Origin of the sequence: Rickettsia endosymbiont of Ixodes pacificus, from assembly GCF_000965155.1 — a bacterium.
Taxonomy (GTDB): domain Bacteria; phylum Pseudomonadota; class Alphaproteobacteria; order Rickettsiales; family Rickettsiaceae; genus Rickettsia; species Rickettsia tamurae.
Genome location: NZ_LAOP01000001.1, coordinates 1,079,923 through 1,098,407, shown reverse-complemented (window position 1 = coordinate 1,098,407; position 18,485 = coordinate 1,079,923). Strand labels below are relative to the sequence as shown.

Sequence of the window (18,485 nt, the reverse complement as noted above, 5' to 3'; positions counted from 1 at the left end):
TAAGGTTATTATACCGAAATCACAAATTTAAGCTTACGATCATGAGATTCAACCAGAAAATTATCTATTAATTGTTCTTTTAAACAAACTCCGGCGGTTAATATATTTCGGTTATTATTAAGATATCGGTCAAAATGTCCTTTGCCGTATCCAAGTCTATAACCCTCCTTACTAAACGCAAGCCCTGGGATAATAACTAACTCAGGAATAAAAAAATCATTATTTATAGGTTCATAGGTTTTAAAAGCCCCTAAAGCCAATTGATCGTTATAATGATAAGGACAATATTTTACCTCATTTTTTATAATTTTCGGTAAGAAGAATTTTATTTTAGGATGTAAGTTTGTTATTTCAAGTAAGTTAATTTCGTATTTTAGAGGAAAGTAAAGTCCTACTGTCTTTACTTTTAACTCCTGTAATAACCGGCTAATTTTATTGATTAGGGAGTTTTTGACTAAGTCGGAAGTAATTTTTTCTTGGTTTTTTATTAAAAGTTCTTTGAAATAAAGACGCAGTTCTTGCTTGTTCATATCATTGTCATACCGTGGCTTGACCACGGTATCCATAAAAATAACTTACCATTCTAATAATTTTAACTGGATCCCGTGGTCAAGCCACGGTATGACAATTTGAACATTTACATATTAATAGTCCTTTTATCCACACTAAGTGCTGCTTCTTTTATAGCTTCGCTTAAAGTTGGATGGGCGTGGCAGGTTCGTGCTATATCTTCTGAAGCTGCTCCGAATTCCATATAAGCGGTAAGCTCGGCAATTAATGTACCTGCATCGGCTCCTATAATATGAGTTCCTAAAACCCTATCGGTTTTACTATCGGCAAGAATCTTAACCATACCTTCCGTACTACCGATTACTCTTGCTCTACTATTTGCTAAAAACGGAAACTTACCGACTTTATAATTAATGCCTTTTTCTTTTAGTTGTTCTTCCGTTTCACCGACGCTTGCTACTTCAGGATAAGTATATATTACGCTTGGAATTAAATTATAGTTAACATGTCCTGCCTGCCCTGCCATAATTTCCACGGCAGCTACAGCCTCTTCCTCGGCTTTATGAGCAAGCATAGCTCCTTTTACCACATCACCGACTGCGTAAATATTTGAAATTGCTGTTTGGAACCGGTCATTAATCTCAATTCTACCTTGCTTATCCGTAATAATACCGACAGACTCAAGTCCTAGATTTTGCGTATAGGCTTTTCTGCCTACCGCTATCAACACAACATCGCTTGTTACTACCGAACTCTTACCGCCCTCCTCTATTGTCAGATTTACTTTTCCTGACTTTACTGCAGATAGCACTTTAGTATTCAGTTTAAACTCTATACCTTGTTTTTGCTGTAGTTTCATAAATTGCGTAGCAATTTCTTTATCAAGCATAGGTACAATGCTCGGTGCATACTCAATAACCGTTACTTTAGCTCCCAAACGACGCCAAACTGAACCAAGTTCTAAGCCTATATACCCTCCCCCGACAACTATTAAGTTCTCAGGTACTTTAGAAAGTTTCAAAGCACCGGTAGATGAAACAATAAATTCTTCGTCTATTTTGATGTTCGGTATTTCTATGACGCTGGAGCCTGTAGTAATTAGGATATTTTTGGCTTTAATTTGCTCTTTATTTACTTCAACGATATTACTAGAGATAATTTTAGCTTCGCCTTTTATCCTAGTAACCTTATTCTTAGCAAATAAGCTTTCTATACCTTTTGTAAGATCAAGAACTACTTTATCTTTATTAGCTAGCATTTTTTGTAAGTCTAGTTTTACATCTGCAGTAATACCTATACTCTCAAAATGCTTTAGAGCTTCTTCATATTTTTCAGAGGAATTAAGTAAAGCTTTCGACGGTATGCATCCTATATTTAAACAAGTGCCGCCAAGAGTATCGTTTTTCTCAATACACGCTACTTTCATACCAAGCTGAGCAGCCCTAATACTGCCTGTATAACCTGCCGGACCGCTACCTATTACCACTAAATCAAATTCTTGCATATTTTTACCTTATATTATCCTCCCTTTGTCACCCCGTGTCTTGACCACGGTATCCAGAAAACAACTTAAAATACTAATAATTTAGTATTTTTAACTGGACCCTGTGGTCAAGCCACGGGGTGACAACAAAAAAGCCTAGATTCCCACTTTCGCGGGAATGACATCGACTGCCATACGGCAATGCCTCTATCATCATTCCAACCCAACCATACACCACTATCACCTTTATAACAACTTTAATCTTATACTATTCTTATTCGGTGAAGCAATAAAACTAATTAAATTAATATTATCTTCAAAGCCGTTTGTATAATTTTGTAGTAAAGAAAACATCTTTTTAGAAATAGTGTAATTATGACTAGCATTTAGTGAATTTGACTCACCTATATTTTTTATTTCCCTCATTAAAACTAAAGGATTATCAAATTTTAGCTCTATATTTTCATAGTCAACAATTACTTCGGCAAATCCTGCTTGTGATAATAGCATTGGGACATGATCAAAATTAATAAAAGGAGAAATATGAGGAAAATGTTTAAAACCACTTGCTATTTCGGCATCTATTAAGGATTTACGTAAATTCTTTAAGCTATTTCCTCCGACAAAATTACCGATAAAAATACCGTCAGGCTTTAAAAATGTTCTTATATTAGATAGAAAACTTTGCACATCGTTTATCCAGTGTAATCCTAATGAATAAATAATTAAATCAAAAGAGTTCGGAGGAAATTCTAAATCTTCATCATCGATTAACAATTTGTGATTATGCTCAAAAAAATCAAGCAATAAAGGCGACATATCTGTTACGGTAATATCGGCACTTCGATAAGCATTTTTTAGTAAACCCGTAAGATAACCGCATTTAGCCGATATTTCTAGAATATCCGAAAAATCCTTATCAATCATCTCTAACCGACTTATTATATCATTAGCTGCATGCTTGATAAATAAGCTGTTACTTATTCCCGCTACTGCATTATTTCGGTGATTTTTTAGCTTTAGTCTGTTGAATATATAATCCTCTCCTATCTTGAATTTTCTCTCCTAAAATTGTTGGTGGCGGCGGTCGAGAAATAAAACCTCCTAAAAAATCTCCTAGCAAACTATTTTGAACAAGTTCTCTCTGTCTTGCAGTGCGAATATCATCCCTTTTAACTCTATCTAGTCCTTCAAAATTCTCCTGAATACCTACAACTATAGGTTTCGTATTTTTATTATTAGGCGATAAAGGTTCTAAACTCAACAGGCTTTTTTCTGAAGGATTTAAATCCGAAGTTAGATCCAAGTAGACAGGTTTTAGTTGTTTATCATTACTAGAAACTTTTTTTCTTTCTACCGCTGAAACATTGTTCTCTGTCTTATTAGATTCTCCTAGAGATTTATAACTAACTTATACACAACAATAATAATATAAATTAAACAATATATGAATCAAGTATTGAAATAAATTAATTATTTCTAAAGATATTATCTTCGTATTTTTTTCTATAATATATTTTGTAATTCTCGTTTCTTATATCATTAAACCATTGGTCTTGTTGTTTTTTAATATAATAATTTAGGGAATTAGATTTACTTTTACTAGTTTGGAAATTATCTTCACAAAATTTTAAAAAACCTGATATTAAAGTTTCTACTCCATTAGTCTCAGATTTTTTCTCAAGAAATTGCATAGAAAAATTAGTAGGATTATTATGTTTTAAATAAAATTGCTTATATTTCTCATGAATTTTATTTTCTTTTTTTATTTGTTGTTCTGAAAAAGATAATTTTTCCTCTAATAATTTATGAATTTCGGTACAGTCGCTCCAAGGTAATTCTATTGTTAGCTGCTCTTCCTGATATTCAAAATTATCTTGAATATTGTTAAAATCGGTATTTACTTTTACCGCACTTACTAATATTAAAAAACATGTAATTAATTTAATATTCATAGAATTAATTAATTTTAGCAGGAACCGGTATCATAATACTACTTCTGTATCTTTTATTGCCACTAAAAAGTGATTTTTTTTGAACTTTGTTATTATTTACCGGAATTGTATCTTTTAAAGCCCCTTCATTATTATTTAGATAACTATGTAAGGATGCTTTATAAAGAGCCATATTACTTGCTATTTTAACTACATCTTGCTTATATTTAAACCCTAAAGAATGTGTAGCCGAATGATAATGAGCTATCGCTTTGTGCCAGCTCCCTAACTGATAATATTTTGAACGTAAAAATTCTGCACCGTAACGAATGTTATTATTTGGATCAAATGCCTGTTCAAGGGAATTAAAAGCCCCTAAATGATGCCTTAAGTTAATCTGCATGCATCCGACATCAATACTCTCTCGCCCTTTTATAAGCTCTATTCTAACAAAACTTACGGCTTCTCTTTTACTGTTAAAATAATAGCCTTTTCCTTCAACATTTACCGTCCAAGGCCATACTACTCTAATTTTACGGGTTGTATGTTTTTTTCCCGATTCTTTTAAAGCTATTGAATGTAACGTATTAGATGGGATATTAAATTTTTTTTCAAAGTAAGGAAAAAGTTTTGAACATTTAAAGGATTCAGCTATTTCAGGATCGGCAATAGCCGGCTTAGAGAAGAGGATAAAGGATAATAATAGGAGTAGTATGGTCATTGTGTTATTCTTTGCCTCCCCTATGTCATTCCCATACTTCTCTATAGTCATTCCCGCGTAGGCGGGAATCCAGAAAAACATAAAATAATCTACGTTTATAATATTTGTATTTTTTAAGAACTGGATTCCCGCCTACGCGGGAATGACATAGGAAAATTTGACACAATTCCCAAACCATACCGGCAACACTAAAATAAACTTGAGTTACAATAAGATAAACTAGCCTATCATAACTTAATATTATGAAGCAAGGGAAGTTATGGTATAAGAAGTGAACAAGATTACTTATAAATCATTAGCATCAAAATTATCTTTAGTAATACCTAATGTTTCTAATATTTGTTCAAGTTCTATTACTACAGGCTCTAACTCAGCTGACTTTTTATTAAAGTTAAAATTTTCTGAGGTTAATGTTTCTTCATCTAAATTTGCAGCTCTAACCGCATTAAATCTTACACCAACTTCTTTAAGCCATTGATATGTATTATTAACATCTTCATTATTTCTATAATAATCACTACAATCATTTAGTAGTATGTGAAATATTGTTGTTTTTAATGTATCGCTTTTAGTTGCCGGTAAATTTTGAGCAAGTAACTCTAATATGTCCTTACCTTTTATAATAGCTTCATTATTATTTTTTGCTTCTTTAAAATACCATGCTTCATGGTTTTTCATTTAAAAATGCTTTAAATTGGTAATTGACTGAATAAATAAAAATGTTTATTATCAGTCCAAATTAAATGTAAAAGTATATTTTATGAAAGTTGTTAGCTCATTAAAATCATTAAAAAAACGTGATAAAGATTGTCAGATCGTTAAAAGAAGAAGCAAAATTTTTGTAATAAATAAAAAGAATAAAAGATTTAAAGCAAAACAAGGCTAATTAATCGGATGAACTTGAAAAATTGCCTTACTCTTTTGCTTTCAAGAATTGAATTTTATTTTGAGAGGTGACTGCACGCAACGTACAACTTAATACGTGAGTACAGGAATCCTCGATAAAATGAAATTCAATTCTTGAAAGCATGTGAGTATATGTCGTCTTTGTAAGTTCTCGGATGCTGAACGTTTAATATACACTCCGCTCCTCGGCTTACAGACTTCTTGCTCTTTTCCAAGTTGATCTTCGTATACTACTCTTCATTTTACTTCGGAGTATATAATACTACTTTTGAAAGAAAAGAAATAAATATGGCCGGTCACTCAAAGTTCAAAAATATTCAGCATCGTAAAGGGGCTCAAGATAAAAAAAGAGCAAAAGTTTTCACTAAATTAATTCGTGAAATAGTTACTGCAGCTAAAACCGGTTCTTCTAATAATCCTGAAAATAATCCACGTCTTAGAAATGCTTTAACCGCCGCACGTAGTCAAAATCTCCCTAAAGAAAGAATAGATAAAGCTATTAATAGTGCTAATGATTCTTCTAATACCGAAAATTATACGGAAATTAGATATGAAGGTTATGCCCCGAATGGTATTGCTATAATAGTTGAAGCTTTAACCGATAATAAAAACCGCACTGCTGCAGAAGTACGTTCTAGTTTTACTAAATATGGTGGAAGTTTAGGCGAAACCGGTAGTGTCAATTATTTATTTAAACATTGCGGCGTTATTCAATATCTAAGCAATATAGCATCGAATGAAAATATTTTAGAAGCAGTCATAGAGTTAGATGTAGATGATATTATCTCTGATGATACCACCCATACAATCTATACGGATATTGAAAATTTTTCCAAAGTTCTAGAATTTTTAACCGGCAAATACGGTATACCTGAAAACTCTTATATAGGCTGGATTCCATTAAATACAATAATTATAGATGATAAGGAAAAAGCTGAAAAATTACTAAAGCTCGTGGAAGTTTTAGAAGAAAGCGACGATGTACAAAGAGTTTTCGGGAATTATGAGTTATCTGATGATGTTTATGAAATAATACAAGGAGAACAATGACTTATAACGATACAAATTATCAAATAATTATTTTAGCAGCCGGTAAAGGTACTAGAATGGAGTCCGATTTACCGAAAGTAATGCATAAAGTCGGCGGAGTTCCAATGCTTGAAACGGTATTAAAGAATTCGCTTAACGTCACAAATGATGTAATTATAGTTTATTTAGAAGAACTTAAAAAACATTTAACGCCCTATGAAAATATGTGTTGCTTTGTACTGCAAGAAGAACCTAAAGGCACAGCTCATGCTACTTATGCAGCAATAGATTTAATTGATAAAAATAAAACAATATTAGTTTTATACGGCGATCATCCTCTTATTACTCCAAAACTTATGCATGAATTAATAGATTACTTAAGCCTTACTAATTCTGCATTAGTGACTTTAAGCTTTGAGAGAGCAAATCCGGCTCAATATGGAAGAATAGCTACTGATAAAAATGGTGAATTTTTAGAGATAATCGAATATAAAAATGCAAGTGAAGAAGAGAAAAACATAAAACTTTGTAATTCAGGTATTATGGCTTTCAGTAGCGGAATTTTAAATAAATACTTACCTTTATTTGCTACTAATACTAACGGTAATAAGGAAGTTTATTTAACTGAAATAGTAAAAATATGTAAAAATCATGGTGAAAAAGTTTCATATTTATTATCTACTGATCATGATTTAATTGTTGGTGTTAATACTAAAAATGAGCTAGAAGAAGCTAATAATATTTTTTCTAAGAATAAGTCTTAGTATTACCCGCATGGATACCGAGTTGTCATTGCGAGTGGGCTTTGTTGCGTGGATCGAAAAACGCATTCGGTGCCACCCCGTGGCTTGACCACGGTATCCAGAAAAACAATAAAAAATACTAATAATTTTAGTATTTTTAACTGGATCCCGCGATCAAGTCGCAGGATGACAGAGGTGAAATTGATCCACGCAGCCTACGGCTGCTCTCAATGACGATTAAGTATCCATGCAAACGCCTTGCGAGAATGACATAGGAAGCCACACGGGCAATGCTAAAAATTTTGGAGAGATGGCCCGAGCGGTTTAAGGCGCACGCCTGGAAAGCGTGTTCACGGCAACGTGTCGGGGGTTCGAATCCCCCTCTCTCCACCATAATAATATTTCTTTTGTTATTATGCATTAGCATCTTTTATAATTTTTATATTTATAAATCTATTTAATATATTATGGAAGAAAAACAAAAGTCTAAACCGACTCTTCGCACAAGAGCTAATAAAATTAAAGAGTTTAGGTGCAAGAACTTGATCGCCGTAATTGAGAACCCTGATAATATAAAAAATATTGGCACCATCATTCGAAATGTTAACGCACTTGGGATTGAAAAAGCTTATATTGTTACCAATCAAAAAATATTGCTTGACACATGGGAAGAAATGCGTACAGAGCCAAAACTCAATGCTATATCTGTCTCTGACATCAAATGGGGAGTTTCGTAAAGATTTTCAAAGACACAAATAGCTGTATGGATCATTTGGAGAAGGAAAGTTTTGTTTCGGTCATTACGGGCTGTTGAAAAAATCAACAAGGTTGCAAATACTTTAATATTTTTTTATCTTTAATAGCAGTAGATAAAAAAACCAAAAAATAATTTTAAGTATCCGTTTAAAATTTTGTACTATCGCAATCATCAGTATTTGAATCTGTGTTTTCTGTACACTTCTAAATTTTGCTCCTCGTAAACCATGATTCTCCTTAGCTTCACCAAATAGACCTTCTATTTTCCACTTTCTCTCAATTAGTTTTTTCTTAAAATCAATTCTATTCTGTCTGACCTTTACCTCATCTATTTCATCCTGATAAGGATTACGATAAATAAATCGTCCTCTATTACTATAATTATCAGAAATACAACCTGATTTTAGAGAGCAATTTTTACAATGCCCTCCTGTAATACGATAACGTTTTATTTGTTTTTTATCTAATTTATCATACGGATAAAGATAATGTCCCTGTGGACACTTATATCTATCCTGTTCTCTATCATATTGAAATTCCCCCCTACTTATTTTTCCTTCACCAAGATTATCTACATGTAAAGGTATATAAGTTGTAATTCCAAGTAATTTAAAATATCCATAGGTTGGACCTCTACCATAACCTTTGTCTGCTATCCATTCTTTTACTCTAAAAGAAAAATTATTTAATATATTCCAAACTCTACTTGGAAGTACAATACACTCATGTTGTGATCCTGTACTTACATAACAATCTATTATAATACGTGAATCTGAATCAATTGAGTAGTGGGTCTTATAACATAGCTTTTTATAACCATTAGTTCTTGATACAAGACTACAATCAGGATCTGTCCTACTGACATGAGTTTGATTAGATATTTTCCTTACTTTTTTCCCTTCTCGGAAATCATGATAACGACGTTCATATTTTTTTAATTCTCTCTTTTGTGAATCACCTTGATCTTTTCTTAATATTAGGCTATTCATAGAGGCATTAGATTCAACTAAAGAGGCATCTGAAATAATTGTTTCTCCTTTTATAATATCTAGTTCATACCATTGCTTAATCAAGCTTATAAATATTTCTTGAAATAGTTCTACCCCAAATCTATCTCTTATCCTACTTAATGATGAATGATCCGGTACTTTATCCTCTAAACTTAAACCACAAAACCACCTATATGCTATATTTAACTGAATTTCTTTACATAATCGTCTATTTGACTTTATACCATATAAGTAACTTATTATTTGCATCCTAAAAAATAATACAGGATCAATTGATGGACGTCCGTAATTAGCACAATAACGATTCTTAGTTATTTCATAGATAAAAGAAAACTCTAATTCTTTAGCTTCATGAATCCTCACTAATAAATGATCATTAGGTATCATGTGCCTTAAGCTAAGGCTATTACATCTCACACTTTGATCAAGCTTATAACCCTGCATCTTTACACCTTCATTTAAGCATAAAAATACAGCTTATTCCTTAGATTAACTCTTTTCTACTTCTTTTTATAACTTTTTCAACAGCCCGTGTAGAGTTTTACAATTTAGGGTTAATAAGGTAAAATAGGAAACCATCAATAGACCTCTTGCATAACCTAATCTTATAAAGAGGAAACACTCCACCTCACACTGCAGTATACAAAAAATATGTGAGGATATGAGTACCGGATTGACGTACAAATATTTTTTTCTCTCAATTAGTTTATTATCATATCATTAAGTCATTAATGAATAGGTAAAAATAAGCTAATGGTAAGTTGCATTTCACTTCCTTATTTATCGTATAAAGCGAAATTTCCTATTGACTTTTATATAAAACAGCATAATTTCTTTACAATTTAACTTTTGTAAAGAAATTATGCTCGGCTATGAGAAAAAACAAAGAAGTTTAACACGTAATCAAAAAGAAGCAATAGGATTAATATGTTTTGGAACATTTTTTAAGTATTTTGATTTAATGCTATATATACATATGGCAGTAGTTATCAATGAATTATTTTTTCCTAAAACTGATCCTCAAGTTACTTCGCTTTTATCTGCTGCCGCATTTTGTTCTACTTATTTATTAAGACCATTTGCAGCTTTTGGTACTTGGATGGATAGGTGATAATATCAACCGTTATTATTACCACATTTATAATGGCTATATCATGTTTTATTAGTAAGCGTCTGGTAAAGGCGGTCTATAAAAGCAAAAGGTTTATAGTATTATTCTGTAGTATTAATAACACAGGAATAATAGTGTGATGAATATTAGAAGGAAGAATATTACAGCGGAACAGAAGGCACAAATAATTAGTGAATCATGTGTTCCAGGGTGCATTATATCACAAGTTGCACGGTCTTATGGGATTTCGGAGAAGACATTATATGGGTGGCGTAGTAGGGGGAAGTTTAGCAGAAGAAAAGAAGAAACATCTAATAATACAGGTAATAAATTTGTAGAATTATTAGTACAAGAAAGAGAGTATACACTATTAAAAAAAGCAGAATTAACCTTTAGTAATTTTTCTTTATTAATTAATGGTAATATTAGTAGCACAAAGCTCTTGGAGATAGTCAAAATATTGGATGGATCATGTTAGATGTAGCTTCAGATAGCAGAATATATAGCTAGACCATAGTAAATAGGTACATACTATGCTAATATATATGTTATAAATGATAATAAATAAATTATGGCAAGCAGTTACAGTTACGATTTAAGAATGAAACTATTCAAAGCTCTAGATGATGGGCTCTCAATTGTTAAAGCATGTAAAATATTCAATATAGGTCGTAACACTATATATAGATGGAAAACTCTTAAATGGGAAACAGGAGATATAAAAGCAAAACCTTATGGTCCAGCAAAGGGTTATAATGCAAAAATAAATCTCAAAGAATTTGAAGAATTAATTATCAATAATCATGATAAAACAGCTAAAGAATTAAGTATTATACTAGGTAATAGATTACAAAGAACTAGAATAAATTACTATAGAAAACTACTAGGGTACACTTATAAAAAAAAGTCATCTTCATCCCAGAAGGGATATTGGTTTAAGGAATGAATTTATAGAAAAGATACAGCAAATTTCTAAAGAAACTCTAGTATTCATTGATGAGTCAGGAATAGAAGATAATGCTTGTAGAGAATATGGATGGAGTATAAAAGGTACTAGATGTTATGGAAACAAAGTGTATCAACATAAATCCAGGATCAGTATGATAGCGGGGCTTCGTAATAATCAAATTATAGCGCCAGTAATATTTGAAGGAAATTGTAATAAAGAAATATTTACAACCTATGTAGAGACTATATTAACTAAAGAATTACATCCTGGACAAACAGTAATTATGGATAATATCAACTTCCATAAGAATAATATAATAAGAGAATTAATCGAGTCGGTTGGGTGCAGAATTTTATTCTTACCTACATATAGCCCAGACTTAAATCCTATAGAACATTATTGGTTTAAGATTAAGAACGAAATAAGAAAAGTTACGGGGCAATTCAAAGATATCAGTATGGCTGTAGAACACGTACTAAAGTTTATTTAACTGTACCTATTTACTATGGTCTAGCTATACCTCTGTACTGGTTATACTGACATGCGTAAGGGCATTAATGGTTTATCGTTACTGGCACAATCAATATTGTCAGATCAGTTTAACAAGAGTGTTTTATTTGTTTTTAGGGGTAAACAGGCTGACAGAATAAAAATATTATGGTGGGATGGGCAAGGTTTTTGTTTATATTATAAATGTCTTGATAGCGGCAAGTTTGTATGGCCCAAGGTTGATAAGAAGCAATCTATTGGAATTACTAAGGCCCAGCTAGCAATGTTGATAGAAGCTATTGACTGGCGTAATCCAAGATGGTTTAATAAGCCTAAATATGCTGGATAAAGATTAAAATATGATTTTTAACCTTAACAACTTATCTTGTGATGTATCTATATTACATAAAACAATTAAGGTACTATTTGATGAGAATGAGTTATTGAATCAAGAAAACCAATCACTAAGAGAACAGCTAGCATTACTAAAAGCAAAGAGTTATGGCAAGTCATCAGAAAAGTTAGGTAAGCAAATAGAAGAGCTTGAGCTTAAAATAGAAGAAAATGAGATTATTTTAGGTTTTAAACCTGAGCAAGGTAACTTTGGTTCAGATAAAGGTCAAGAGATTTCAGATAGTAAGGATAGCAAGCAGCTAGCAAAGCGGAGGAAATTACCGAATTATTTACCAAGAGAAGATGAGGTATTAAATCCTGCCGAAGAATGTCCCTCCTGTGGTGGAGTAGAATTTCGCAAGATAAGTGATGATATTTCAGAAACGTTTTAGGAAAGCATATGATCAACTACCCAAAAAAAGCAGTACAGCAAAAGCTATTTCTTATGTTTTGAATAATCAAAAAGCACTGATGAGATTCTTGGATAATGGAAAAATGAGGGTGTCAGAAAGTTTGTGTAAGTTATAAAAATAGTTAAGAATAAAATTAATTAAAACAACTTACATGAGGCTAATATGAAAAATAAGAGCAAAGTATCAAATCCAACTATAGAAAAAGTAGTATCAGAAATACTATCACAAAGTGATCCATCTGAGATATTTGGCAAAGAAGAGATATTTCAGGAAATTAAAAAGCAGATAGTAAATAAGATTTTAGAGAAAGAAATGGAATCTCATATAGGTTATGAGAAACATTCTAAAAATGAGAAAGACTCAGATAACAGACGTAATGGCAATTATGAAAAGACTCTAATAGATCCAGAAGGTCGTAAATTGAAAGTAGAAGTGCCAAGGGATTGGGACGGAGAATTTGAACCTCAACTAATTCCAAAAGGAGTGCGTAAATTTGAAGGATTTGATGATAAAGTAATATCCTTATATGCTCGGGGAATGACCATTAGGGAAATACAATGGCACTTAGAAGAACTATATGCCACCAAGGTATCATCTGAGTTAATATCAAAGGTAACTGATGGTATTTTAGAGGAAGTAACTGCCTGGCAGAATAGAGCACTTGATAATGTATATCCTATAATGTACTTAGATTGTATTCATGTTAAGGCAAGAGATAATCATGTAATAATAAATAAAGCAGTTTATATAGCTATTGGAGTGAATATGGAGGACAAGAAAGAGCTATTAGGAATTTGGATAGGCAAGAATGAAGGGTCTAAATTTTGGATGCAGGTAGTAACAGAACTTAAGAATCGAGGAGTTGAACAAATATATGTTGCATGTGTTGATGGTCTTAAGGGTTTTCCAGAGGCGATAAATAGCATTTTTCCAAAAACCATAGTGCAGTTGTGTATTGTTCATATGGTAAGAAATTCTGTAAAATACGTATCATACAAAGATTTAAAAGCGGTAACAGCTGATTTAAAAGCAGTTTATTCTGCAATAAATGAAGCAGAGGGATTAAGAGAATTACAAAATTTTGCCAAAAAATGGGATGAAAAATATCCAGTTATTTTTGACATATGGCAACGAAATTGGTCTGGCATAGCTCCATTTTTTAGCTTTCCGGAAGACATTAGAAAAGCGATTTACACTACTAATGCTATTGAATCCACTAACCGTCAAATTCGTAAAATTATTAAAAATAAAGGAGTGTTTCCAGATGACAAATCGATTCAGAAAATAATCTTTTTGGCATTGACAAATGCCTCTAAAAAATGGACAATGCCTATTAAGAATTGGGCGATGGCTTTAAATCAATTTGCAATCCTTTGTGATACTAATTTACAAAATTGGGCAAATGGAGAAATCATACTTACACAAAGAATCTGACAGACCCGGAAAAATAGAAATCGATAACAATGCCGCAGAGCGTGCTATGAGATCAATTGCCATAGGGCGAAAAAATTGGCTTTTTGCTGGATCAGACAGTGGTGGTCATACTGCCTCTATTATCTATTCCATTATCGAAACTGCTAAGTTAAATAACATCAATCCTTGGAAATATCTGCAAAAAGTGCTTGCAATAATTCAGGATTATAAAGCCAATAAAATTGCAGACCTCCTCCCTTGGAATATTATACTAGATTAAACTATAAATCTATACCGCCTTTGCCATACGGTTACTTTTTTAATAGTGTATACTCTCTTTCTTGTACTAATAATTCTACAAATTTATTACCTGTATTATTAGATGTTTCTTCTTTTCTTCTGCTAAACTTCCCCCTACTACGCCACCCATATAATGTCTTCTCCGAAATCCCATAAGACCGTGCAACTTGTGATATAATGCACCCTGGAACACATGATTCACTAATTATTTATGCCTTCTGTTCCGCTGTAATATTCTTCCTTCTAATATTCATCACACTATTATTCCTGTGTTATTAATACTACAGAATAATACTATAAACCTTTTGCTTTTATAGACCGCCTTTACCAGACGCTTACTTATTAAGCGTAATAGCGTGAATATCTAATACTATATTCTCAACATTTATTCCTGCTTGTAAATTTATAGTACCATTACCGGTGCTGATAAAAACTAATTCTCATGCCCATATTATGACTAATTTAATTATTAATTTACTAAAATTACCTTTTGTAAAAGAACAGGATTATCATGAATTATTTGCAACTGATCAAAAAATTCAATTACAATGTATATTAACCAAGATTCTACCGCAAATAATAAAAGATAAAGATCTTACTAGCGAGTAAGTTTACTACTTAGAAAGAATTGGAGATCTTATACACAGAGAATCAGATGATAGAGCTGCAGAGTTCATAGTTAGGTATCTAGAAATTAGTATAGATAATTTATTACATTCTATCGAAGATTCACGTATTATTGATACAATTCAACCGCTGGCAAATTTTTGGGAGGGACACATAGTTCCTAAAATGGAATCTACTATTATAGGATGTACAAAGGAATATAATTGTGACGCATTTGATGGAACGTAATTAATAATGCATAAAAGCGTTGTTGCATGGATACCAAATCGTCATTGCGAACGACCAAAAGGAGCGTGGCAATCCAAAAAAAACAATAAAAAAATGCTAAAATTAGCATTTTTTACTGGATTGCTTCGTTAAAATTTACAGTTTTTCCTCGCAATGACGTTGAAAAGTGAACCCACACAACAACGCCTTCGCAGGAACAACATGGTAACCATACGTACCTAATCACCAAAATTATAACTAATATTTTTTCTAGCAAAACTTATATCTTTTAAACGTTCACAAACCTTTTCAAAAACTTGTTTAGGCAAGATATTTGAAGCATTAATTTGTAAAAATTTATCGTCTTTTAATTTAATCGAAAAAGAAGGCTCTTGAAATTCTGGTCCATCAATTTCTCTAGCAATTTTTATATAATAACCGATTATATGACTGTTGTAATAATCACTTTTACTAATCATTTTCTTAGCTATTTTATTAATCTGCATGTCAGTTTTAGCAGTATAAGTAACTGTAAGGGCAATACCTAGCATAAGACGCTGTCTATGACTAAAAGGAATGTCTGAAGATAATATAAATTCCAAAACAAAATTTGCTCTGAGCGTTTTATCAATATTTTTATTATATTGTGCTAGCATTATAGCGAGTTCAATAATAATAAGAGTCGTGGCATCGGAATTAATTAAAAGATATTGTACTGCTTCAATATATTTTTCAATTTTACATATATTTCTATCAAATTTTACTAATCTCTTTACCCTCTCATAAATAATATCTTTTTCTGTTTCATGAGACGGCAACGAGTCAAATCTTACTCCTTCTTTTAAACCGTAATTTGAGATAATAATTTTTTCCGGTGAAAATACCTTAATCATCGCCTTTATTACTAAAACTGCATTATAATTTATGGCTTTCTGCTCATAATAACTTAGCTTTAATTTATCGATTTGCGATAATTTATCTAAATATAACTCAAACTCTACACGATTTATTTCAAAATTATGTAAATTTTTAAGAGGATAATTTATAGACTCCATATATATACGGCTCATTAGACGTAATGCACCGCCAATTAAATATAAATTAGGATAATGTGCAGCTCCAAATTCCTCCTCTAGCATTTTAGTAATCAGCCCAACATCACCAAAATTGCTACTAGCAATAATTTTTGTACCAAGCGGCAATGATTTTAATTTACCGACTTTTTTATTTCCAATCTGTGCAAGCTCAAGACTTCCACCGCCAAGATCGGCTACAATACCGAAAGCATCACTAATACCGGAAATTAATCCGGCAGCAGTTAAATAAGCTTCACGTTCACCTGAGATAATTTCAATATCAATATTGAATCTCTTTTTAATTATAGCTTTGAATTCATCCGCTTTAGGATGCCCTCTAAGTATAGCTGTTGCAACACATCTAATATTAGTAACGAACAGTTTGGTAAAAATATGGATAAGATATTGTAGAGATAAATATGTTTGATGTTTTACGTCTAAATTATCTAAATTAAGTAAATTTGTAAGATAATTTCTAAATTTATAATTAAAAATTTCCGGAGCTCCAAGCTCATCACTTTCATAAACTACAGCTCTTAAAGCATTTGAACCGATATCAATAATCGCTGAACGCATTTTTGGATCTTACTCATTATTTTCCGGAGCAGTTGTTGTTTCGGTCTCTTCAGAAGCCTCATTATTATTTTTATTTGCCCTAGGGTCAAAAGGTACTTGAGTAGGTACAAAAGTCGGCGGTAATAATCTACTAGTAAAAAACTTATCTTCGTAATATTTAATTTTACGAGATTTTATAGGCGGAAAAGATTCTATTAAAACAATTTGCTCATCTCTAGGTAACTGTATTACTTCTTGAGGTAAAAGTAAAGCTCTTTGAACTTGAGAAACGTTTTGGGTTCTAGTAGAAATATTAAGGTCAAAAAATAAAGGTTTACTAAATGATCTTTGTTCTACCGTCTTATTACCGACAAGCTGCGATATTAAATTTGCCGTTTCATAGTTATTAGCAGCAAAAGTAATACGATATGTTGCATTAGATAAGAAAGAATTCATCCCTGCATCTTCATATGTTCCTTTTAACTGCTGCGTATCTTGAATAATCAAAAATAACCGAACTCTATAACCTCTAAAATAAGCTATACCGGCTTTAAAAGTATCCATCTTTCCAAGTGTCGGGAACTCATCAAGTAAGAACATTACCCCATGTGGCTCTTCCTTTAAATCCGGCATTTTGCGGCTTAAAAATTCTGTCGCCTGCTGATAAAACACCTGCATTAATTTTTGTAAACGCTGTATATTATCGGGTGTTAACCCTACATATACGGTTGTTTTTACTTTTTTAAATTCTTGTATGTTGAAATCAGAAGATGCTGTAGCTGAATCAATAAGCGGATTTGCCCATAATTCAAGCGATGAGTTCATTGTAGATATTACACCCGAACGCTCTTTATCGGCTTTTTGCAAAAACGCAGCAATATTCATATATGCAACAGGATGTATTACACCGCCAAGCGTATCGAGTACGACCGCTAGATTATAAACTACGTCGTCACTTCTCATGGTACGCACTACTTCACCGAAAGATTTAGTTTTAGTAGGATCGGCTATTAAATATAAAGTTACACCTAAAAATAAACTTCGTGCTTCGTTATTCCAAAAATCCTTTTCCGGCATTATAAGATTTGAAATTTTCTGCACGTCATCAACCATCTGCCCAGGCTTAGTACTAACCCAATCAATCGGATTGTAACAATGCGTAATACCGTCGGGATTAGAAGGCTCCCATACAAAAACCTTCTGACCTTGTTTCTCACGCCAACCGCTTGTTAAACCATGGTTTTCGAGCTTTATGTCGTGTACTACTACCGAATCACTCCAAAATAACAGGTTAGGTATCACAAAACCCACACCTTTACCTGAACCTGTAGGAGCAAATAATAAAGCATGCTGGAACCCATCTGCAACAAAATATCCACCGGCATCAACACCTATTAACATACCTTTTTTGGATCTAAGACCAGCAGCCTCTATATCTGACGGATTAGCCCAGCTAGCATCTCCATATACTTTTTCCGGTTGCTCAAAAAATTGTAACGATTTTATTCTTTCAAAATTTTTAATGTAAAATATTATAACAACAATAGCGGGACCAAGAAGAGATGCAAGTAGCTTCAATTTTAAATAATTATAGTCGGCAATTTTTAACTGCCCCCAAACGTTAATAAGCCAGTAAGCCCACTTATAAGCAATATTTATAGCATTTATATCTACACCTAAAGCTCCAACCTCATTAGTAAAAATTGCAACAAATGCACCGCTTATCCAAATGGTACAAAAAATAACAACCGGATGAATTATAGCATGACCGAATATATTCCTAGTAACTTTAAGTATCTTATGCCATTCCATGAATTGATATTCCTAGTTTTTACTTATCACTTAATATTGTTAATATTC

23 protein-coding genes, 1 tRNA gene and 4 pseudogenes are annotated in these 18,485 nt (G+C 32.2%); 16 read left to right on the top strand and 12 right to left on the bottom strand.

The genetic code is table 11. From position 1 onward, the window contains the following. Nucleotides 1–8: 8 nt before the first annotated feature. Complete coding sequence (locus REIP_RS05910) at nucleotides 9–530, bottom strand: 5-formyltetrahydrofolate cyclo-ligase (RefSeq protein ID WP_045804059.1); 522 nt, start codon at nucleotides 528–530, stop codon at nucleotides 9–11. Here REIP_RS05910 and REIP_RS11115 point away from each other — a divergent pair. Then, nucleotides 523–633 (top strand): proline/betaine transporter, encoded by a 111-nt coding sequence (locus tag REIP_RS11115; RefSeq protein WP_156147442.1) that lies wholly within the window; start codon nucleotides 523–525, stop codon nucleotides 631–633. The two genes, REIP_RS05910 and REIP_RS11115, sit on opposite strands and share 8 nt — an antisense overlap. A 4-nt stretch (nucleotides 634–637) precedes the next feature. On the opposite strand, the gene lpdA is transcribed toward REIP_RS11115, so the two are convergent. The 6 genes and pseudogenes from lpdA to REIP_RS05880 all read right to left on the bottom strand — a co-directional run bounded on the left by lpdA (nucleotide 638) and on the right by REIP_RS05880 (nucleotide 5,326). Continuing rightward, nucleotides 638–2,014, bottom strand: coding sequence for a dihydrolipoyl dehydrogenase (gene lpdA, locus REIP_RS05905; protein ID WP_045804058.1), 1,377 nt, complete (start codon nucleotides 2,012–2,014; stop codon nucleotides 638–640). A 225-nt stretch (nucleotides 2,015–2,239) separates the two neighbouring features. After that, nucleotides 2,240–2,959 carry a methyltransferase domain-containing protein gene (locus REIP_RS05900; protein WP_331385746.1) on the bottom strand — a complete coding sequence of 240 codons (720 nt, stop codon included), beginning with the start codon at nucleotides 2,957–2,959 and terminating at the stop codon, nucleotides 2,240–2,242. Nucleotides 2,960–2,990: 31 nt separating this feature from the next. After that, entirely contained in the window at nucleotides 2,991–3,299 is a 309-nt protein-coding gene (locus REIP_RS05895; RefSeq protein WP_231569265.1) for a hypothetical protein, read from the bottom strand. A gap of 163 nt (nucleotides 3,300–3,462) precedes the next feature. Beyond that, the gene (locus tag REIP_RS05890; RefSeq protein ID WP_045804056.1) at nucleotides 3,463–3,948 is read right to left on the bottom strand and encodes a DUF2532 domain-containing protein; all 486 of its coding nucleotides are present in this window, start codon (nucleotides 3,946–3,948) and stop codon (nucleotides 3,463–3,465) included. A gap of 4 nt (nucleotides 3,949–3,952) precedes the next feature. Further along, nucleotides 3,953–4,826, bottom strand: a pseudogene (locus REIP_RS05885) (lytic transglycosylase domain-containing protein). A 107-nt stretch (nucleotides 4,827–4,933) separates the two neighbouring features. Next, nucleotides 4,934–5,326 carry a hypothetical protein gene (locus tag REIP_RS05880; protein WP_231569264.1) on the bottom strand — a complete coding sequence of 131 codons (393 nt, stop codon included), beginning with the start codon at nucleotides 5,324–5,326 and terminating at the stop codon, nucleotides 4,934–4,936. A gap of 82 nt (nucleotides 5,327–5,408) precedes the next feature. Here REIP_RS05880 and ykgO point away from each other — a divergent pair, with 82 nt between their 5' ends. The 6 genes from ykgO to REIP_RS05855 all read left to right on the top strand — a co-directional run bounded on the left by ykgO (nucleotide 5,409) and on the right by REIP_RS05855 (nucleotide 8,063). Further along, nucleotides 5,409–5,534 (top strand): type B 50S ribosomal protein L36, encoded by a 126-nt coding sequence (ykgO, locus tag REIP_RS05875; RefSeq protein ID WP_008579439.1) that lies wholly within the window; start codon nucleotides 5,409–5,411, stop codon nucleotides 5,532–5,534. Between the two features lie 308 nt (nucleotides 5,535–5,842). Further along, nucleotides 5,843–6,604, top strand: a complete 762-nt coding sequence (locus REIP_RS05870; protein WP_045804357.1) for a YebC/PmpR family DNA-binding transcriptional regulator — start codon at nucleotides 5,843–5,845, stop codon at nucleotides 6,602–6,604. Beyond that, nucleotides 6,601–7,347, top strand: coding sequence for a sugar phosphate nucleotidyltransferase (locus REIP_RS05865; RefSeq protein ID WP_008579441.1), 747 nt, complete (start codon nucleotides 6,601–6,603; stop codon nucleotides 7,345–7,347). The genes REIP_RS05870 and REIP_RS05865 overlap by 4 nt, the downstream gene beginning before the upstream one ends. 48 nt (nucleotides 7,348–7,395) lie before the next feature. Next, nucleotides 7,396–7,560 (top strand): hypothetical protein, encoded by a 165-nt coding sequence (locus tag REIP_RS11110; protein WP_156147440.1) that lies wholly within the window; start codon nucleotides 7,396–7,398, stop codon nucleotides 7,558–7,560. 70 nt (nucleotides 7,561–7,630) lie between these two features. Continuing rightward, nucleotides 7,631–7,719: transfer RNA gene (locus REIP_RS05860), tRNA-Ser, on the top strand. 74 nt (nucleotides 7,720–7,793) lie between these two features. Next, nucleotides 7,794–8,063, top strand: a complete 270-nt coding sequence (locus REIP_RS05855) for a hypothetical protein (protein ID WP_052691103.1) — start codon at nucleotides 7,794–7,796, stop codon at nucleotides 8,061–8,063. A 102-nt stretch (nucleotides 8,064–8,165) separates the two neighbouring features. Here the strand turns inward: REIP_RS05855 and REIP_RS05850 are convergent, their stop codons facing one another. Beyond that, nucleotides 8,166–9,071, bottom strand: a complete 906-nt coding sequence (locus tag REIP_RS05850) for a transposase (RefSeq protein ID WP_410525699.1) — start codon at nucleotides 9,069–9,071, stop codon at nucleotides 8,166–8,168. 107 nt (nucleotides 9,072–9,178) lie between these two features. Then, nucleotides 9,179–9,383 (bottom strand): annotated as a pseudogene (locus REIP_RS13740) (transposase); the annotation flags it as partial. Nucleotides 9,384–9,954: 571 nt separating this feature from the next. Here REIP_RS13740 and REIP_RS05845 point away from each other — a divergent pair. The 8 genes and pseudogenes from REIP_RS05845 to REIP_RS05810 all read left to right on the top strand — a co-directional run. Beyond that, nucleotides 9,955–10,203: a hypothetical protein gene (locus REIP_RS05845; protein WP_045804055.1), complete on the top strand. Its 249-nt coding sequence runs from the start codon at nucleotides 9,955–9,957 to the stop codon at nucleotides 10,201–10,203. A gap of 139 nt (nucleotides 10,204–10,342) precedes the next feature. Further along, a complete protein-coding gene (locus tag REIP_RS05840; RefSeq protein ID WP_045804054.1) occupies nucleotides 10,343–10,681 on the top strand; it encodes a transposase in 339 nt (112 codons plus the stop codon). A gap of 93 nt (nucleotides 10,682–10,774) precedes the next feature. Beyond that, nucleotides 10,775–11,642 (top strand): IS630 family transposase gene (locus REIP_RS09825; RefSeq protein WP_156147374.1). Its coding sequence is split into 2 segments (ribosomal slippage): nucleotides 10,775–11,101 and nucleotides 11,103–11,642, totalling 867 coding nucleotides; the frame shifts between segments, so codons are not numbered across the junction. 36 nt (nucleotides 11,643–11,678) lie between these two features. Further along, nucleotides 11,679–11,990 (top strand): annotated as a pseudogene (tnpB, locus tag REIP_RS05825) (IS66 family insertion sequence element accessory protein TnpB); the annotation flags it as partial. Nucleotides 11,991–12,000: 10 nt separating this feature from the next. Beyond that, entirely contained in the window at nucleotides 12,001–12,426 is a 426-nt protein-coding gene (locus REIP_RS05820; protein WP_045804053.1) for a hypothetical protein, read from the top strand. Beyond that, nucleotides 12,404–12,562, top strand: a complete 159-nt coding sequence (locus REIP_RS13735; RefSeq protein WP_156147437.1) for an IS66 family transposase — start codon at nucleotides 12,404–12,406, stop codon at nucleotides 12,560–12,562. Before REIP_RS05820 ends, REIP_RS13735 begins: the two co-directional genes overlap by 23 nt. A gap of 47 nt (nucleotides 12,563–12,609) precedes the next feature. Continuing rightward, a complete protein-coding gene (locus REIP_RS05815; RefSeq protein WP_045803646.1) occupies nucleotides 12,610–13,881 on the top strand; it encodes an IS256 family transposase in 1,272 nt (423 codons plus the stop codon). Between the two features lie 7 nt (nucleotides 13,882–13,888). Continuing rightward, a pseudogene (locus REIP_RS05810) lies at nucleotides 13,889–14,140 on the top strand (transposase domain-containing protein); the annotation flags it as partial. A gap of 31 nt (nucleotides 14,141–14,171) precedes the next feature. On the opposite strand, the gene REIP_RS13730 reads toward REIP_RS05810, so the two are convergent. Then, on the bottom strand, nucleotides 14,172–14,366 hold the full coding sequence (locus REIP_RS13730; RefSeq protein WP_410525703.1) for a transposase: 195 nt from the start codon (nucleotides 14,364–14,366) through the stop codon (nucleotides 14,172–14,174). Between the two features lie 247 nt (nucleotides 14,367–14,613). Between REIP_RS13730 and REIP_RS12640 the strand changes: the two genes are divergently transcribed. Continuing rightward, a complete protein-coding gene (locus REIP_RS12640; protein ID WP_231569263.1) occupies nucleotides 14,614–14,769 on the top strand; it encodes a hypothetical protein in 156 nt (51 codons plus the stop codon). 464 nt (nucleotides 14,770–15,233) lie between these two features. On the opposite strand, the gene REIP_RS05800 is transcribed toward REIP_RS12640, so the two are convergent. Together REIP_RS05800 and REIP_RS05795 are read right to left on the bottom strand one after the other, a co-directional pair. Continuing rightward, on the bottom strand, nucleotides 15,234–16,646 hold the full coding sequence (locus REIP_RS05800; protein ID WP_045804052.1) for a Ppx/GppA phosphatase family protein: 1,413 nt from the start codon (nucleotides 16,644–16,646) through the stop codon (nucleotides 15,234–15,236). A 9-nt stretch (nucleotides 16,647–16,655) separates the two neighbouring features. After that, nucleotides 16,656–18,437 (bottom strand): type IV secretory system conjugative DNA transfer family protein, encoded by a 1,782-nt coding sequence (locus REIP_RS05795; RefSeq protein WP_045804051.1) that lies wholly within the window; start codon nucleotides 18,435–18,437, stop codon nucleotides 16,656–16,658. Nucleotides 18,438–18,485 lie beyond the last annotated feature (48 nt).

Excerpts from the sequence above, each read along its gene's own strand:
- REIP_RS12640 (WP_231569263.1), top strand. The coding sequence starts at position 14,614 with ATGACTAATTTAATTATTAATTTACTAAAATTACCTTTTGTAAAAGAA.
- REIP_RS05815 (WP_045803646.1), top strand. The coding sequence starts at position 12,610 with ATGAAAAATAAGAGCAAAGTATCAAATCCAACTATAGAAAAAGTAGTA.
- REIP_RS05850 (WP_410525699.1), bottom strand. The coding sequence starts at position 9,071 with ATGAATAGCCTAATATTAAGAAAAGATCAAGGTGATTCACAAAAGAGA.
- REIP_RS05795 (WP_045804051.1), bottom strand. The coding sequence starts at position 18,437 with ATGGAATGGCATAAGATACTTAAAGTTACTAGGAATATATTCGGTCAT.
- REIP_RS05870 (WP_045804357.1), top strand. The coding sequence starts at position 5,843 with ATGGCCGGTCACTCAAAGTTCAAAAATATTCAGCATCGTAAAGGGGCT.
- ykgO (WP_008579439.1), top strand. The coding sequence starts at position 5,409 with ATGAAAGTTGTTAGCTCATTAAAATCATTAAAAAAACGTGATAAAGAT.
- REIP_RS05800 (WP_045804052.1), bottom strand. The coding sequence starts at position 16,646 with ATGCGTTCAGCGATTATTGATATCGGTTCAAATGCTTTAAGAGCTGTA.
- REIP_RS05880 (WP_231569264.1), bottom strand. The coding sequence starts at position 5,326 with ATGAAAAACCATGAAGCATGGTATTTTAAAGAAGCAAAAAATAATAAT.
- REIP_RS05865 (WP_008579441.1), top strand. The coding sequence starts at position 6,601 with ATGACTTATAACGATACAAATTATCAAATAATTATTTTAGCAGCCGGT.
- REIP_RS05855 (WP_052691103.1), top strand. The coding sequence starts at position 7,794 with ATGGAAGAAAAACAAAAGTCTAAACCGACTCTTCGCACAAGAGCTAAT.
- lpdA (WP_045804058.1), bottom strand. The coding sequence starts at position 2,014 with ATGCAAGAATTTGATTTAGTGGTAATAGGTAGCGGTCCGGCAGGTTAT.
- REIP_RS13735 (WP_156147437.1), top strand. The coding sequence starts at position 12,404 with ATGATATTTCAGAAACGTTTTAGGAAAGCATATGATCAACTACCCAAA.
- REIP_RS05845 (WP_045804055.1), top strand. The coding sequence starts at position 9,955 with ATGCTCGGCTATGAGAAAAAACAAAGAAGTTTAACACGTAATCAAAAA.
- REIP_RS05820 (WP_045804053.1), top strand. The coding sequence starts at position 12,001 with ATGATTTTTAACCTTAACAACTTATCTTGTGATGTATCTATATTACAT.
- REIP_RS05840 (WP_045804054.1), top strand. The coding sequence starts at position 10,343 with ATGAATATTAGAAGGAAGAATATTACAGCGGAACAGAAGGCACAAATA.
- REIP_RS05910 (WP_045804059.1), bottom strand. The coding sequence starts at position 530 with ATGAACAAGCAAGAACTGCGTCTTTATTTCAAAGAACTTTTAATAAAA.
- REIP_RS05890 (WP_045804056.1), bottom strand. The coding sequence starts at position 3,948 with ATGAATATTAAATTAATTACATGTTTTTTAATATTAGTAAGTGCGGTA.